The following is a 16,293-nucleotide window of genomic DNA, read 5'->3' on the forward strand; positions in this document are numbered from 1 at the left end:
CCGGCCCCCGCCCCGGCGTCGACGCGTGACGGGTCCGGATGCGGACATGCGTGCTGCGTACGGCCCGCACGGCGGATCGCTGCCGGAGTTCCGGGCGGGGCGTCCGCTCCGTGAGAAGGTGTGCCAGCGAGGGGCGAGCGCGGGCGATCGTCGCCCGACGAGGCACGAGGGGTTCCCACCCGGGACCTCCGCCTGCCGGGGATCTCCGCACGCCCACCGAACGTTGGACCCTCGACCGGAGCGTTCCGTGTACGCCCACCACACGGCCCAAGCGATGAGGAGGACCCAGTGAACGCCGCCGAAGAAGGACGGCACCGGTTGGACGCCATCAGCGTGCTCAACGCGAAGCAGACGCTCCTCCAGCTCCTCGGCCGGGCCGGGGTCTACACCGGGGACGCCGAGGAACTGATCGGGCTGGTCGAGGCCGGGGCCCTGACCCTCGCGCACGAGGAGACCGGTGCGATCGCGCGGAGCGCGCCGGGCGGCAAGGGCGAACTGTACGAGTCCGGCTGGCTCGACGGCAGCCAGGCCGTCACCGAGGCGCTCGGCGACCTCGCCGAGCGGGCGCTGCGGCACGCCGTCATGACCGGTCCGTCCGGCCCCGCCCCGGCCCCGGAGGAGCGGCCTCCGGTGCGGCGGATGCAGGTGGAGCGGGCCAAGGTGGCGGTCGTCCCCCTCTACCTCTCGTTCACCACGGAGTCCGACCTGGATCCCGAGGTCTCCGAGCAGGTGCTCACCGCCGTGCTCGGCACCATGAGCGCCCGGCAGCGGGCCGGATACGCGGGACGGCTCGCGGAGTTCGCCTCGGCCCACCGCGCGCGCCTGGAGCGGCTGTACGCGGAGTACGGGCCCGGCAGCACGATCGCGATCCACGGCCGCTACTCCCTCATGCACTCCCCCACCAGCGTCGCCGTGCTGGAGCGGCTCGCCACGGCGCCGGCACCGCTGTGGGAGGAGTGGGACGCCGCCGAACTGCCGCCCGCGTGGCTGGAGGGGCTCACCACCGCCTGGGGCTCGGCCGGCTGACCCCGCTCCCGCACATCCCGTTCCGCTCTTTTCGTCCACCCGCACGGGGCGGCTCCTACGGCCCGGGACCTTCGGCCCTGGGAAAGGGGCCTGCGGACCTGTTGCCCCGTGATCGCCTGATGGTGAGCTGGCCCTGGCCGCGGGTCCCGTCGTCCTCCGCCTCCCCAGGAAGGGCCGTCCCAATGAGCACCTCGATCAGCTTGACCGTACAGACGGTGGACCACGGGTCGACGGCCCTGGCCCTCGCCGGGGAACTCGACCTGGACAGTGCGGCACGCATCGAGCCGGATCTGTTCCTGGCCACGGCGTGGGCCGGCCGGGAGGTCGTCGTGGACATGGCGGGGGTGACCTTCTGCGACACCTCCGGGGTCGAGCTGCTCATGCGGCTCCACCGGCGGTGCGCCACCGAGGGGTGCCGGCTGCGGCTGTGCCGCGTGCCCCGGCAGCCCGGCCGGGTGTTCCGGGTCCTCGGCGTGGACCGGGCGATCCCCTGCTCGTTCACGGGATGAGGCGCCGGCGCGGCGCGGGACGCGGACGCCGCTGAGCCGGACGGCGCCGGTACGGCTCCCGGGCCCGCATGCCGCGGTCGCCCGCCGGGAAGCCCCAGCCATGAACGTCGTGGCAGTGGGTAGGGTGGGCTGCTGTACGGAAGGGGGCCCAGTGAGGGCGGCGCGGACCATAGCGACGCTGGACGAGATCGACGTCGGCGACCACGTCTGTTGGCTGATGGACCCGGTCGACAGGTTTCCGGACGACGCCGACTCCTTCGTCTCGGACGGCGCGCTCTTCGGCGACAAGGTCGTGATCATCGGCTCCGCCGGCGCGGCGCACTGGGCCAACCGGCCGGACCGGCGGAGCGGCCGGCCGGCCGTGGTCGTGCTCGACCCCCACCGCATGGAGGAGCCGCTCCTCGACGCGGTGCAGCGGGAGGCCCGGCAGGCGGACCGCGAGGGGTTCCGCGCGGTGCGGGTGCTCACGGAGGCGGACCCCCGGTCGCGGGGCGTGACGGCCTCCGAGGCGCTGCTCGAAGGAGAGCTGCTCCTGGAGGAGTTCGCCGCGGACAGCGGCGCCATGGTGGTGTGCGCCTACCGGCCCGGCCACTGGGACGTTGCCACTCTGCACCAGGCGATGTGCGTACATCCGCAGAGTCTGGGTAGCCGGTCGGCAGGACCGGGGTTTCGGATGTTCAGCGCGGGAAGCAACTGCTGGAGCGTCGACGGAGTGATCGACTCCGAGGGCGCCGAGGCTTTCGCTGCCGCGATCCGGGCCGCGGCCGTGCGCACGGAGACGGTGCGGCTGCGCTTCGACCGGGTCGAGATGATCGACGCCGCCGGAATGCGCGCCCTCGCCGACGCCGCCCGGCAGGTGCCCGGTCGGACCGTGCTCGTCGAAGGAGCGAACGACACCGTCCGGCTGTGCTGGGATCTCTCCGGCTTCGCCGTTCCCGAGGTACCGGTGGAGATGAGCGCATGATGTCCACCGAGACCCGCCTCGACGCCCGGGGGAACGGATTCCGGCACGAGCTCTACCCCTACGCCGGTGAGGACGCCTTCCTCGGCGGCACCCTCGGGTTCATCCACGAAGCGCTCGAGAGCGACGAGGCGGTCGTCGTGGCCGTGCCCCGCAGCAAGGAGTCGCTGCTGCGGGCCGAGCTGTCCGACGCGGGCCCCGTGAAGTTCGTGGACGCCGCCGAGCCGGGGCGGAATCCCGGGCGCCTCATCGCGGCGTGGCAGAAGTGGGTCACGGACCGGGCGGCGGAGGGCCGGCCCGTGCGCGGGATCGGTGAGACGGCCTGGGACCAGGCCCGTACCGCCGCGGACGTGGCCGAGCTGCGCTACCACGAGTGGCTGCTCAACCAGGCCTTCGCCCGGAGCCCCTCCTGGTGGCTGATGTGTCCGTACGACGTCAGCGCGGCGGAGCCGGCGGCCGTGCAGGCGCTGTCCCGCTGCCACCCGTACATCCGCCGGGACGGCGCGCTGTCGCGCAGCGAGGACTTCAAGGCGCACGAGCCCTACCCCTTCGAGGAGCTGTCGGCGCCGTGCAGCCCCTATGAGGAGCTGGTCTTCACCCACGGGGAGCTGAGCGCGGTGCGGGACAAGGTCAGCCGCTGTGCGACCGAGCACAGGCTGGAGCGGAACAGGGTGCGCGAGCTGATGGTCGTGGTGACGGAGCTGGCCACCAACAGCATCCGGCACGCCGACGGCCGGGGACGGCTGCGGACCTGGGCGCAGGACGCGGCGCTGATCTGTGAGTTCCGGGACAGCGGGTACATCGCCGACCCCCTGGCCGGCCGGGTCAGGCCCACGCACGACCAGCCCGGTGGCCGGGGCCTGTGGCTGGTGCACCAGCTGTGCGACCTCGTCGAGATGCGCTCCGCCCGCGACACGGGCACGGTCGTCAGGGTGCACATGGACCTGCCGTGCTGAGGTGACGGCGGACGCGGCCGTGCGGGGCCCGGCCGGGGGTGTGGGAGGTACGCCACCGGGTCGGCCACGTCTGTTCCCGCCGGGTCCGTCCCGGTCGGGTCCGTCGCGGCCGGGTACGTCGCGGCCGGGTCCGTCGCGGTCGGGTACGTCGCGGCCGGGACCGTCGCGGTCGGGACCGGTCGTCCCTCGCGCCGGCGGGCCCTTCGGCCCCCGGGCTGCCCGCCCGGCCCTGTCCCCCGACGTGGGAGCGAGGGACGCTGGACCCATGGCCGGAGGAGCCGTACGAGCCGGGTGACGCGCTCACCCGCTCGCCGTGGCCCGCGGCCCGTGGTCCCGTCGTCCTCGCCGTCGGACGTCCCGACGCACGACGCCCGCTGGAGGTGTCCGCGATGTCCGCCCCCGCTCCCGCCCCCGTCCCCGTTCCCGACGTGGAGTCCCTGACGTCATGGGTGGCCGACGCCGTCACGGCCCCGTCCATGCACAACGCTCAGCCCTGGCTGTTCCGCCACCGCAGGTCGGCCGGGGAACTGGTGCTGCGGATGGATCCCGGGCGCACGATGCCGGAGACCGACCCCGACACCCGGGGTCTGCACCTGGGGTGCGGTGCCGCCCTGTTCAACCTGCGGGTCGCCGCGGCCGACGCCGGGTGGCACGCCCGCATCCGGCTCGTGCCGGACGCCGCGGAGCCCGAGACGCTGGCCGTCGTCACCTTCGTACGCCCGGACGGGGAAGAGGCCGAGGACACGGGCGTGGCCGAGCTGCGTCCGGCGATCGGCAGGCGGCACACGAGCAGGGAGCCCTTCCGGGACGAGGCCGTGGCGCAGCCGCTGCTCGACGGTCTGCGGGGGGCCGCGCGCGCCGAGGGGGCACGGCTGGACTTCGCGGGTGACTGGCAGGCGCTGGACCTGCTGGACCTCGTGTGGGAGGCCGAGCACCTGGAGGAGCACTCCCCCGCCGTACGCGCCGAGATCGCGCGCTGGGCGTCCGAGGGGATCCCGCCCGACGCGCTCGGGCCCCGCCGTTACGACGGGCGGGCACCGGTGCGGGACCTCGCGGGCGGGCGTCCCGTGGAGGGCCGGGGCACCGCGGTGTTCGAGCGGGCACCCTGCCTCGCGGTGCTGGGGACGCGCGAGGACTCCAGGGAGGACTGGCTGCGGGCCGGTCAGGCCATGGAGCGGGTGCTGCTGCGGGCGACGCTGGACGGTCTGTCGACGTCGCTCAACTCGCAGGCCGCCGAATGGCCCGAGCTGCGCCGGCTGCTGCGCGACCCGCTGTCGGGCATGGGGCACCCGCAGATGCTGCTCCGGTTCGGCTACGGCCCGGAGGCACCGGCCACCCCGCGCAGGCCGGTGTCCGAGGTGCTCGTCGTCGAGTGACGGCGGGCGGCGCGGCTGCCCGTGGGCGCCGCGCCGCCGTCGGCCGGAAGGGGCCTCGCGGGCCCCGCCGTTGGCAGCCGTTGGCACGCCGGAGGACGGCGCCGGGGCCGCACCCGGGGGTGCGCGGCTGGGGACGCGCCGGTGGCGGGCCGGGCGACGCCCGCTCAGCAGACCGGGACGCCGGGTACCTGGTTGTCCGGTGAGCTGAGGTAGATGTTGGTCATGTAGCCGCCGAGCTGGGGCAGGTGGGCCCACCAGTCGTTGACGTAGGGCGGCACGCTGACCTGCTGGCCGCGTTTCTGGCAGCCGACCAGGACCTCCACGCCGGCGGGCAGCGTGGTGATCGCGGCGGAGTCGGTCGAGGCCTGGGCACGGACGCGGACGCCGCTGCCCCACGTGCCGATCCAGGTGCCGGCCGGGCGGGTGGCGCCGGGAACGTTCAGGGAGCGGGTGAGCCTGCCGACGTCGGTGTAGGCCTTGCCGTAAGTGGTGCCGGTGGGGTGCAGGGTGAGGACGGCCACGATGGCGCGGTCCCCCGGGCCCACCAGGCCCGTCGTGTGCAGGGCCGGGCGCGACAGGTCGACGGCAGCGGCGGCGGTGGCGGCCTTCGCGGTAGGAGCGGCGGTGCCGGCGGCCTTCGCGGTGGGAGCGGCGGCGGTGGCGGTGGTGGCCGCGGACGTGCAGCCGCCCGACGTGAAGCCCGACCAGCCCTGCTTGACGGCCCAGGGCCGGTTGAAGGAGCCCGCGATGCCGAAGTGCTGGTCGTAGCCGTCGCTGGCACAGCGGGTGGACTGGCGCAGGTTGCCGAGAACGTAGTCGCGCACCGGGGCCGGAGCGGAGTCCAGCAGGTAGCGGTAGATCCTGACGGTGTCGCGGGCCGACATCGCCGTGTAGCCCCAGTATCCGGGGTGGGTGGCCGGCGGGCGCGCGGTGTCCGTGAGCCCCAGCCGTGCGACCATCCGGTCGATGATGGCGCCTTGGCCGTTGTTGGCCCAGATGGTACCGGCCGCCGCGTCGTTGCTGCTGCGCAGCATCGTGTCGATGCGGGTCCTGTCGGCCGCGGGCAGGGACTCGGGCGTACGGCCCCACAGGACGTCCAGCGCGAGCAGCAGTTTGACCACGGACGCGGACCGGAACTGACCGGCGCTGTTGACCTGTTCGGTGAACGTCCCCGTCTGCCGGTCGAACACGGCGACGCCAGCCGTGACTCCGGCCGGTACCTCGGCCTGGGCGACGGCGGGCGGTGACGGCGAGGTGTCGGGTGCGGCGGTCGCGGTGGGGGCGGCCGCGGTGGCGAGCAGCGCCGCGAGGGCCGCCGTGAGCAGGCCGGCCCGCGTCGCACGGCCGCGGCGGCGGACGTCGGCGGGGCCCGCCGGTGCGGAGGCGCGGAGGCGCGGTGACGGGTGCCGGCGTTCGGCGCGGGCCTGTCCACGAGAGGTGAGCGGAGTCATGTGGGTCTGGCCTTTCCGGTTCGGGTGTACGGGGGTCGGGGCCCGCGCCCGTGACCGGGTCCGGTCACGGGGCGGGAAGGGAGCCGAATGCGGGGGGACGGGCCCCGGGGCCGGGAGGCGCCGCCGGGGCCCGTGCGGGCGGCGGCGGCGCTCACGGTCCGGGCCTGTGGCGGCGCCGGTCAGCAGGGGTTGACGCCCGGCAGCCAGGCGTCCGGGTGGTCGATGTAGATGTTGGTGATGTACCCGCCGAGCGCCGGGATGTAGGACCAGGCGTCGTTGCTGTAGCCCTCCGCGTGCACCATGTCGCCGCGCTTCTGGCACTGCACGTACACCGGAGTCGGCCCGGTGAGGGTGGTGACGACGGCCGCGCTCAGGCTGGCTTCCGCCCGGACGCGGACGGAGGTGCCCCAGGTGGTGAAGTTGGTGCCGGGGGTGGTGCTGCCGGGGGTGCAGGGCAGGCGTACGCCGCGCTCCGCCAGGTAGGGGACGGGGTCCATGCCGCGGGTGCTGGAGGTGGAGCTGTGCGCCTCGAAGTGCAGGTGCGGCCCGGTGGACTGGCCCTCGGACCCCATCCGGGCGATCAGCTGGCCGCTGGTCACGCGCTGGTTCACGGAGACCAGCCGCTCGTACATGTGGCCGTACTCGGTGACCGTGCCGTCGTCGTGGCGGATGCGGATCCACTGGCCGTAGCCGCTGGCGGTCCCGGAGACGATGACGGTGCCGGGTCCGGTGGAGTGGATCGGCGTGCCACGGTTGTTGGCGATGTCGATGCCGTCGTGGCCGGAGTGCCACCCCTGGGTGATCGTGCCGGCGGTCGGGCAGGAACCGGCGTAGCCGCTGGGGGCGGCCTCGGCGGCTCCGGCGGTGAGCGGGACCAGGGCGGTCGCGGCAATCGTGGCGGCGAGCAGGCCGATGGACTTGGTTCGCTGGAGCACGCGCATGGTGACATCTCCTCGTATGGGCGGGTGGGTGCGGGTGGGGTCCGGACAGGGGTGGTGGGTGGATCGGTTTGCGGGCCGGCGCGCCGGTGCCGGGCGGGGCGGGTTCAGCACGTGGGAACGCCGGGCAGCCAGGCGGCCGGGTCGTCGATGTAGATGTTGGAGATCCACGCGTTGTACTTCGGCAGGTACGACCAGGCGTCGTTGCTGTAGCCCTCGGCGTGGACCATCTGTCCGTGCGCCTGGCACTGCACGTCCACGGGGGTGGGCTGGGGCAGGCGGGTGACGGCCGGCCTCTGGGTGCCCGGGTCGGGGCGCAGGCCCACGTCGGTGCCCCACGTCATGAAGCGCTTCGTGCCGGCCGGGGGCTGTTCGCCGCCGACGATGCGGATGGCCCCGGCGTACTGGGCGTTGAGACGTACGTCGCTCACCATGACGCGGGTGCCGGACTCACGGGCCTCGACCATCTTGCCGTTGCCGAGGTAGACGGCGATGTGGTGGACGCTGTTCAGGTCGGCGGGGTTCGACCCCCACAGCAGCAGGTCGCCCGGTTGCAGTGGGGCGAGCCCCTGGGCAGCGGTGAAGCGGGCGGTGGCGCCGCTCCACTTGGCCTGGTTCCAGGTGCCCTCGGGCAAGGCGATGCCCGCGCCCTGCCAGGCCGCGTACTGCACCAGGTGCGAGCAGTCGAAGCCCTTCACCCGGCTGTCGTGGGCGCCGGGCCCGCCGCCGGGGTAGTCCTGGCCGTACGTCGGCCCGTGGATGGAACCCCCGCCCCACGAGTACGGCACTCCGATCTGCGAGCACGCGGCGTTGACGATCGCCTGGGCCTGGGCGGGTGCCTGCGTGAGCGGGGCGCAGTCGGCGGACGTCGCCGCCCGGGCGGTGGACGGTGCTGCGGCGGTGGCGGCCATCGCCGTACCGGTGCTGGTCAAGGTGGTGGCGAGCAGCAGTCCTGCTGCCACCGTCAGGGCGCGAGGCGTGCGGCGCATGAGGTCCCCCTGGTTCGGCTCTCGCTGTGTACGGGTGGGTCCGGGTGTGTACGGGTGTGTCCGGGCGGCCGGCCCGGCCGGCGGGCTCAGGTGGTCGTGGGTGCCGGCGTGCGTACGGTCGTGGGTGCCGGCGTACCCGCCGTGGTGGGCGTCGTCGTGGGTGTCGGCCGACCTGTCGGCCGGCGTGTCGTCGTGGACGGCGCCGTACGGGTCCTGGTGGCCCGCGTCGTACGTGGCGGCGTGTCCGCCGCCGGGTGCGCGGTCGTCGTGGTGTGTTGCCGCGTGGTGGCGGCGGGGTTCGTGGTGGTGACGGATTGGGCGCCCGGTTCGTATGCGCCGAGCGCGGCGCGCATTTTGGCGAGCCCGCGCATACGGTTGCGCTGCACGGTGCCGCGGTGGGCGCCGAGCCGCTCACCGGCCATGTCGTGGGTCAGCCCCTCGATGTCGACCAGGATCACGGCGGCGGCCTCCTTGGGTGAGAGGACACGCAGCAGAGCGGTCGTCACCTCCTCGGCCTCACGGGTGGCGAGACCTCCGTCCCAACTCGGTTCGGGCAGCCGGTCGGTGCAGCGCTCCCGCCGCGAGGGCTGCCGCCAGGAGTCGCGCAGCAGGTTGAGAGCGGCGGCGCAGGTGTAGGCGTACGGCTGGTGCTGACGGACGAGGGCGCTGGCCCGGGCGCGGCCGGAGAGCCGCAGGTAGGTCTCCTGCACCAGGTCGTCGGCGTCGTGCGGATCGCCCGTCACGGCCAGCAGGCGGCGGCGGAGCCTGGGCATCACGGCGGTGAACGCCTCGTCGAACTCGGCCGCGGTCATGCGGTCGGCCGTGGCGCCGGTGAGGGCCGCGGGCTGCTCGGCGCGGTTGGTCGTCGTCGGTACGGTCCGGATGGCCGTGGACGGCGTGTCGGCCGTCGTCGCGGCGAGGGTGTCGGTCACGGTGTTCCCCCGGTGGTGTGCTTCTCGTGCGATCAGGCGCCCACCGGCGTTGTGGTGCTGGTGCGTGCCGTGATGCTGGTGCGTGCCGTGGTGCTGGTGCGTGCCGTGATGCTGGTGCGTGCCGTGATGGCTCGTGCGGTGCGGAGTGGTGCCGGTCGCTGGTCGTGGTGCTTCGGCCGGTGGTCCGTCCGCTGCCGCGGGCGCTAGGGCGAGCCCGGCAAGATCCGAAAGAAACGCCCTAGGAGCCGGGCCGCGCGGCGGGGCCGTACTTGGCCGCATCCGCTCCGGTGACCAGCGCCCAGTACCGGTCCCCGTAGGACCAGTGCCACCACTCGGTCGGGTAGTTGACGAACCCTCCGACCGTCATGGCGCGGCACATCAGCTCCCGGTTGGCCCGGGCCTCGGCACCGATGTTGGCCGCGGCGGTGCGGCAGCCGCCCTCGCTCTCCTCGGGGGTGGCGTTGACCTCGGTGCCGAGGGGCAGTTCCTCCCCGTCCTCGGTGCACAGGGTCAGGTCCACCGCGCCGCCGCTGACGTGCGGGGCGACCTCGGGGGGCGAGATGTACGCGCTGGCCAGCTCGCGGATGCGGCTCGGCGGGGCGTCCGGGTGCGCCGCGCGCAGCGTGGCCGTGTAGGCGTCGAAGTAGTCGCGCTGGAGGGCGGGCGGGCGGAACCCCTCGACCACCAGGAGGCGCAGCCCCCCGGGCAGGGCGCCCTGGGCCAGCAGGAGCCGGCGCAGGACGTCCGACCGGACGTGTGCGTAGGAGCCGTCGCCGTCGGCCTTGCGGGCGTCGACGCGCAGTGCGGCGGTCCGCCGGGCGTCGACCAGGGGTTCGCCGTTCTCCGCCACCGGCGTCGCGGCGACGCGCCGGTCCGAAAGCAGGATGATGTCCGTCACGCTCCACAGCGTCGGGGGGTGCTCTGCAGGAGCGATGCAGATCCTCTGCACGACGGGATGCAGCGGTTCTGCAGGGCCCCGACCGCGGCGCGCGCCCGGTGTCGCGGGTGCGGCAGGATGACGCCGCTCCGGCCGTCCGCCGCTCATCGTCCGTCACCCCGTCACCCGTTCGGGAAGCGGACGGACCGGAGCGGGAGCCGGCACTCATACGGGGGATGCCGCGCTGCCGTCCCCGGGACGGAACTCGGACAGATTCCGCGTCGTATTGGAGGGAAATCCCACCCAACACCCATCGCTTTCCAGCCAGCTCGACAGGTCACCGGTCCGCCGCGCGAAAAGGGCGGTCCGGTAAGCGGCGTGCCTGTCGGTGGGCGCCGGTATGTTGGTCCCCGACCTGCGAGGACGCATCATCCGGGGGACATGGTGGACGTTCGCCTTCTGGGACCTGTCGAGGTGTTGAGCGAAGGGGCGCGCGTCGCGCTCAACGGCTCCAAACCGACGTCCATTCTCGCGGCACTCGTCGTTCACCTCGGCGAGGTGCTGTCCGTGGAGCGGCTGGTGGACCTGGTGTGGGAGGAGGAGCCCCCCGCCACGGCACGGGCGCTCGTCGCCTCGCACGTCTCCGGGCTGCGCCGCGCCCTGGCGGGCACGGAGGGCAGCGGCGCCATCCGTACGCGTTCGCCGGGGTACGTCGCGGACCTGCCGCGCTCCGCCGTCGACGCGCGGCGCTTCGAGGACGCGTTCACCGAGGGGCGGGAGGCGGCCCTCGCCGGACGTGCCGAGGAGGCCGCCGACGTCCTGGGGGCGGCGCTGCGGTTGTGGCGCGGGAAGGACGCCCTGGAGGGGCTCGGCCAGTCCTTCGCCCGCGTGGAGGCGGTGCGCCTCACCGAACTGCGTCTGGAGGCGGCGGAGTTCCGCTTCGCCGCGGAGCTCGACCTGAACCGCCGCACGGACCTCGTCGCCGAGCTGGTGGCGCACGTCGCCGCCAACCCCCTCCGGGAGCGCCCTCGCGGGCAGCTGATGACCGCGCTGTTCCGGGCTGGCCGGGTGGCCGAGGCGCTGCGGTCGTACGAGGAGGGGCGCCGCCTCCTCCGTACGGAACTGGGCATCGACCCGGGCCCCGACCTGCGCGCCCTGCACCAGGCGCTGCTCCGGGGCGACACGTCCGTGCTGGGTGCCCCGGCCCCCGCCCGGGGCCACGCACGCGCTCACGCGCACGCCCACCACGCCGCCGGTGTCCGCGCCCAGCACCCGCACGAGCCCGTCTCCGCCCCTGCCCCCGCCCGCGAGGCGCCCACCGGCGCGGCCGCCCGGACCGGCCTCGCGGAACCGGCCGCCCCGGCCCCGGCGCGGACGGCCGCCTCGCGGGAGGTGCCGCTCCCCCGCCCCCGCCAGGACGCCGACCGCGCCGGGCAGGGCCCCGCACCCTCCCAACTTCCCCCCGACGTCGCTGATTTCGTCGGGCGCAACGAGCAGATCGCCTGGGCCACCGCCCTGCTGGAGCAGGTCGGGGACCCCCTGCGGACCGCGCCGCCCATCGGCGTGATCTCCGGGCGGTCGGGCACCGGCAAGACCGCGCTGGCGGTGCACGTGGGCCACCGGACCGCCGGGCTGTTCCCGGACGGCCGGCTCTTCGTCGACCTGCGGGCCTCGGACCTGGAACCGGTACGCACCGTGGACGCCCTCGCCCGGTTGCTGCGTGCCCTCGGGGTGGACCCGGAGACGCCGGCCCGCGACGAGGAGGACCTGCTCGGTCTGTACCGCACGCACATCGCACGCCGCAGAGTGCTGCTCATCCTTGATAACGCTGTCAGCGAGGCGCTGTTGCGGCCGCTCCTGCCCCCGGGAGGCGGGTCGGCCGTCCTGGTCACCAGCCGTCGCCGGCTGGTCGCGCTCGAAGGCGCCGCCCACCTGGACCTCGGTGTCCCTCCCGAGTCGCAGGCGCTGGAGCTGCTGGCCCGCGTGGCCGGCCCGGCGCGGCCGGTCATGGAGCCCGGGCAGGCCGCGGAGATCGTCGCGCTGTGCGGACGGCTCCCCCTCGCGGTGCGCATCGCCGGCGCCCGGCTCGCCGCCCGGCCGCACTGGACGCCCGCGCGGCTCGCGTCCCGCCTGCGCGACGAGCGCCGCCGCCTGGACGAACTGCAGGCGGGCGACCTGGAGGTGCGCGCCGGTCTCGGGCTGGGGTACGCGGACCTGGGCGCCCAGGAGCAGCGGGCGCTGCGGCGGCTGGCCCTGATGGACCTGCCGGACTTCGCCGCATGGGTCGCGGCCCCGCTCCTCGACGTGACCGCCGACGAGGCGGAGGACGCCGTGGAGCGGCTCGTGGATTGCCACTTCGTGGAGGTGGTCCGTACCGACGAGACGGGCCGGACGCGGTACCGCATCCACGACCTGGCGCGTGAGCACGCCCGTGAGCGGTGCCTGGCCGACGAGGACCGGCAGGACCGGGAGGCGGCGATACTCCGGCTGGTGAACCGCTGGCTGGAGCTGGCACGCGGCGCGGCGGCCCGCGGCCCGGGCGGCGCGGCGCGGCTGTTCTCGGCGGCCGCGACGGACGCGCCGGCACCGCTGGAGGACGAGCCCACCGCCTGGTTCGCGGCCGAACAGCGGTGCCTGCTCGCCGCGGTGACGCACTGCGCGGAGCAGGGGATGACCGGGGCCGCGCGGGAGCTGGCCGCGGCCCTGATGGCCGCGTCGGCGGCGCTGTACAACCAGTTCGACGCCTGGTCCCGGTCCCACGACGTCGCCCTGGAGGCGGTCCGCAGGGGCGGGGACGTGGAGGGCGAGGCGTGGCTGCTGCACGGGCTCGGTCAGCTCCGTCTGGAGCAGGACCGGTTCGAAGAGGCGTACGCCTTCTTCGAGGGGGCGCTGCGCATCTTCGAGGAGCGGGACGTGCGGCGCGGCCGCGCGGAGGCGCTGACCGGGATGGGCACGGCCCGCCGCGAGCAGGCGCGCTTCGACGAGGCGCTGACCCTGCTGACGGCGGCGCTCACCCACTACCGGGAACCGGCGGACGCGGTGCCCATGGCGCACGCGCTGTACGGCGTCGGGTGCGTGCACCGGGACCGGGGCGACCTCGAGGCGGCGTGGACCGCGCTGACCCGTACGCAGCGGTTGTACGTGGCGGCCGGGGACCGGCACGGGGAGGCGCTCGCGCTGCGCGCGCTGGGCCTGTACCACCGGGCGCGGGGAGAGCTGGTGGAGGCGGAGGACCTGCTGCGGCGGTCGCTCGGCATCTTCGAGGAGACGGGTGACGCGTTCGGTGTGATGTACGCGAGCCAGTCCCTGGCCAAGGTGGAGCTGCGCCGGGGCCGCATGGCCGACGCCCGGCGGCGCCTGGACCGGTGCCTGGAGATCACGCGGGAGCGGCAGGACGTGTTCGGCGAGGCCCTGGTCCTGCGCACCCTCGGGGAGTGGTGTCTCGCCGCCTCCGAGTGGGACGCCGCGACCGGGTACCTGCGCCGGGCCCTCGGCCTGTGGGAGCGGTTGGACCTGCCGCTGTGGCGCGCCCGCACCCTGCGGGACCTGGGCTCCGCGGCACTCGGCGCCGGGGACGAGCGGACGGGCGGGGAGCTGCGGGAGGAGGCGCGGCGGGTGTTCGGCGCCCTGGGCAGCCGCGAGGCCCGGGAGTGACGGGGGCGCAGGGACCGGCCGCGGCCGCCGGGTCGCGAACGGCTCGTGACGGTCGTGCGGCGGCGGGCCGGTTTTCGCCGGCGCGGCGCTCATACGGGACGTGACCGGTTCCCGTCAGGAGGTCGGAAGCGCGCGGCACCCGCCGCCCGCGGCACACCCGGGGAAAGGGAACGCACGATGACGCACTCGTCACCGACACCGACTCACGCACCGCGCCGGCGCGGACGCTTCGGCACCGCCGGCCTGCGGTCACTCGCGGGGCTGCTCCTGGCCGTCGCGTCGATCCTGATGGCGGGTGCGCAGCCGGCGGCCGCGCACCCGCCGAGCGGATCCGTGCACGTGTGGGCCTCCGACGTCCGGGTGCGCACCTGCCAGAGCACCTCCTGCTCCCTGGCGACCACGGAGCGGCTGACCAACGTCCGGGTCCAGGCGTACTGCCAGATGGACGGGGGCGAGGCCGGACGCGTGACGGACGGCGCGTACACCAACACGTACTGGGTCCAGATCATCACTCCGGGCCGGACGCTGGGCTGGATCTCCGCGGTGTACGCCAGCGGTGGTTCGAACAACTCCCCGGTCCCCGGCGCACCGGTCGACCACCCCGGTGACGCCACCGTGGACTGCGAGTTCATCTAGTTCCGCCCCTGACGGCACCCGTCACCGCCGTTCGCCCCAACACACCCCACGACACCCGAGGAACCCGTGAACACTCGACGTCTTCTCAAGGCCACGACCGCCGCGGCCGCCGCCGCCGCGGCCCTGACCCTGGGGTCGCCCGCGGCCGTCGCCTCGCCCGCGGCCGCCCAGGCCGGCCCCCCGACGACCACCGCCTCGTCCGCCTCGACCGCGTCCGCGGCGGCGACATCGGTCTACATATGGGCGACCAATGTGAACGTCCGCTATGACGGGGCCGACGCCGACTGCGTCCACTACCCCTCCCGCGGCTCGTGCGTGAAGATCGTCGCCACGGTGTCGCGCACGACGGCCGAGGGCATGTGCCAGCACCCCGGCGAGGAGATCGTCGACAGCGGCTACCGCAACCGCTGGTGGACGCTGCTCAAGCTGCCCGACGGCACGATCGGCTGGGTCAACAACATCTACATCCAGGGCGGCGAGAAGATCGCCGGAGTGCCCGACTGCGGCTGGTAGGCGGTCGCCGGGTGCGCACCGGGTGCCGGGGCCGTCCGTGGCGGCGTCCCCGGCACCGGTCGTCAGCCCGGGCACACCGGCCAGGAGCCCGAGGCCGGGCCGCCGCCGGCCTCCGACGGTGCGTCAGCACCCCTACGGGCCACGGGCCGTGGATCACCCTCTGGTCGTACGCGCGCGAGACCTGCGACCGATGACGGCGGGGCCCGCCCGCTCCTACCGTCGGTGTCCATGAACACGTTACGCACACTGCGCCCGGCGACCGCCGCGGTCATCGCCCTCGTCGCCCTGGCCACGGCCGCCCCGGCGGTGCACGCACAGGCTCCCTCCGTCCCGGCACCCCCCGCCGTGGGCACCGCCGCTCCCGCGTCCGGTCCCGCCCGGCCGGCGGCCACCGGTGTGCTGCTGCCCGAGCCCACCGGCCGGGCGGAGGTGGGCCGGTCGACCCTCCACCTCGTGGACCCCTCGCGGCAGGACCTCTGGGTGCCCGAGCGGCAGCGCGAGCTGATGGTGGACCTGTACTACCCCGCGCGCTCCACGGCGGGCGCGCCCTCCCGCTACGCCGACCTCCGCGAGGCACGGCTGCTCCTCGCGGAGGTCGGCGTGCGGGACGAGTCGGTCGTGGAGACGCTCGGCGCCACGCGTTCCCACAGCGCCGTCCACGCCCGCCCGCGGCCCGGGAAGCATCCGCTGGTGCTCCTCTCCCCCGGCTTCGGGGCGCCCCGGTTCACCCTGACCACGCTCGCCGAGGACCTCGCGAGCCGCGGCTACGTGGTCGCCACGGTGGACCACGCCTACGAGTCGTCGGGGACGGTGTTCCCCGGCGGACGCGTGCTCACCTGCGTGGCGTGCCGGAAGGCCGAGACGCAGGAGGACATGCGTAAGGCGACCGTCAACCGCGGACGCGACCTGTCGTTCGTCCTCGACCGGCTGACCGGCCCGCGCCCGGCGTGGCGGCACGCCGGCCTCATCGACCAGGGGCGCGTCGGGGCCGCCGGCCATTCGCTGGGCGGTGCCGCGGCGGCCTCCGTCATGGCGAACGACGACCGCTTCCGGGCGGGCGTCAACATGGACGGCGCCTTCGGGGACCCCGTACCGGAGCAGGGGCTCGGAGGGCGGCCGTTCCTGATGCTCGGCACGGGTGACGCCGCCCACCAGCCGGGTGGCGAGGACGTCACCTGGGACGCCGCGTGGCGGAACCTGGACGGGTGGAAGCGGTGGCTCGCCGTGACGGGAGCGCACCACTTCACCTTCTCGGACATGCCCGTCCTCTTCGACCAGCTGCGCGTGCCGTACCCCGACGTCCAGCCGACGATCCCGGCCGCGCGGGCGATCGACGTGGTGCGCACCTACACGGGCGCCTTCTTCGACCAGCACCTCCGGGGCCGGCCACAGCCGCTCCTGGACGGTCCGACGGCCCAGAACCCGGAGGTGCGGTTCAACCACCACGGGCAGTGAGGTCATACGGTGGTGCGGCG

General features: G+C 74.8%; 14 protein-coding genes. 9 read left to right on the forward strand and 5 right to left on the reverse strand.

The window, feature by feature from the left end; genetic code table 11:
* Nucleotides 1-288: 288 nt before the first annotated feature.
* From A4V12_RS03795 to A4V12_RS03815, 5 genes are all read left to right on the forward strand, one after another.
* Complete coding sequence (locus tag A4V12_RS03795) at nt 289-1,026, forward strand: hypothetical protein (RefSeq protein ID WP_064067741.1); 738 nt, start codon at nt 289-291, stop codon at nt 1,024-1,026.
* A gap of 182 nt (nt 1,027-1,208) precedes the next feature.
* A complete protein-coding gene (locus tag A4V12_RS03800) occupies nt 1,209-1,535 on the forward strand; it encodes an STAS domain-containing protein (RefSeq protein ID WP_064067742.1) in 327 nt (108 codons plus the stop codon).
* A gap of 151 nt (nt 1,536-1,686) precedes the next feature.
* Entirely contained in the window at nt 1,687-2,499 is an 813-nt protein-coding gene (locus A4V12_RS03805; protein WP_064067743.1) for an MEDS domain-containing protein, read from the forward strand.
* Nucleotides 2,496-3,452, forward strand: coding sequence for an anti-sigma factor RsbA family regulatory protein (locus A4V12_RS03810; RefSeq protein ID WP_064067744.1), 957 nt, complete (start codon nt 2,496-2,498; stop codon nt 3,450-3,452). The genes A4V12_RS03805 and A4V12_RS03810 overlap by 4 nt, the downstream gene beginning before the upstream one ends.
* A 389-nt stretch (nt 3,453-3,841) precedes the next feature.
* Entirely contained in the window at nt 3,842-4,828 is a 987-nt protein-coding gene (locus A4V12_RS03815) for an Acg family FMN-binding oxidoreductase (RefSeq protein WP_064067745.1), read from the forward strand.
* A gap of 164 nt (nt 4,829-4,992) precedes the next feature.
* Here A4V12_RS03815 and A4V12_RS37905 read toward each other — a convergent pair whose 3' ends face one another.
* The 5 genes from A4V12_RS37905 to A4V12_RS03845 form a co-directional block, all read right to left on the reverse strand.
* Nucleotides 4,993-6,279, reverse strand: coding sequence for an SH3 domain-containing protein (locus A4V12_RS37905; RefSeq protein ID WP_107415304.1), 1,287 nt, complete (start codon nt 6,277-6,279; stop codon nt 4,993-4,995).
* A gap of 179 nt (nt 6,280-6,458) precedes the next feature.
* Complete coding sequence (locus A4V12_RS03825; protein WP_064067746.1) at nt 6,459-7,220, reverse strand: M23 family metallopeptidase; 762 nt, start codon at nt 7,218-7,220, stop codon at nt 6,459-6,461.
* A 104-nt stretch (nt 7,221-7,324) separates the two neighbouring features.
* Complete coding sequence (locus tag A4V12_RS03830; RefSeq protein ID WP_064067747.1) at nt 7,325-8,206, reverse strand: C40 family peptidase; 882 nt, start codon at nt 8,204-8,206, stop codon at nt 7,325-7,327.
* A gap of 86 nt (nt 8,207-8,292) precedes the next feature.
* Nucleotides 8,293-9,138, reverse strand: coding sequence for an RNA polymerase sigma factor (locus A4V12_RS03835; protein WP_234372067.1), 846 nt, complete (start codon nt 9,136-9,138; stop codon nt 8,293-8,295).
* Nucleotides 9,139-9,376: 238 nt separating this feature from the next.
* Complete coding sequence (locus A4V12_RS03845) at nt 9,377-10,036, reverse strand: M15 family metallopeptidase (RefSeq protein ID WP_064067749.1); 660 nt, start codon at nt 10,034-10,036, stop codon at nt 9,377-9,379.
* Between the two features lie 420 nt (nt 10,037-10,456).
* Here A4V12_RS03845 and A4V12_RS03850 point away from each other — a divergent pair, with 420 nt between their 5' ends.
* The 4 genes from A4V12_RS03850 to A4V12_RS03865 all read left to right on the forward strand — a co-directional run bounded on the left by A4V12_RS03850 (nt 10,457) and on the right by A4V12_RS03865 (nt 16,273).
* Complete coding sequence (locus tag A4V12_RS03850; RefSeq protein ID WP_064067750.1) at nt 10,457-13,669, forward strand: AfsR/SARP family transcriptional regulator; 3,213 nt, start codon at nt 10,457-10,459, stop codon at nt 13,667-13,669.
* 177 nt (nt 13,670-13,846) lie between these two features.
* A complete protein-coding gene (locus A4V12_RS03855; protein WP_064067751.1) occupies nt 13,847-14,305 on the forward strand; it encodes a hypothetical protein in 459 nt (152 codons plus the stop codon).
* Between the two features lie 66 nt (nt 14,306-14,371).
* On the forward strand, nt 14,372-14,818 hold the full coding sequence (locus A4V12_RS37345; RefSeq protein WP_159028813.1) for a peptidase M23: 447 nt from the start codon (nt 14,372-14,374) through the stop codon (nt 14,816-14,818).
* A gap of 228 nt (nt 14,819-15,046) precedes the next feature.
* Nucleotides 15,047-16,273: an alpha/beta hydrolase family protein gene (locus A4V12_RS03865; RefSeq protein WP_064067752.1), complete on the forward strand. Its 1,227-nt coding sequence runs from the start codon at nt 15,047-15,049 to the stop codon at nt 16,271-16,273.
* The last annotated feature ends 20 nt before the right edge of the window (nt 16,274-16,293 follow it).

This window comes from Streptomyces noursei (assembly GCF_001646665.1).
In the GTDB taxonomy this organism is placed as follows: Bacteria; Actinomycetota; Actinomycetes; order Streptomycetales; family Streptomycetaceae; genus Streptomyces; species Streptomyces lavendulocolor.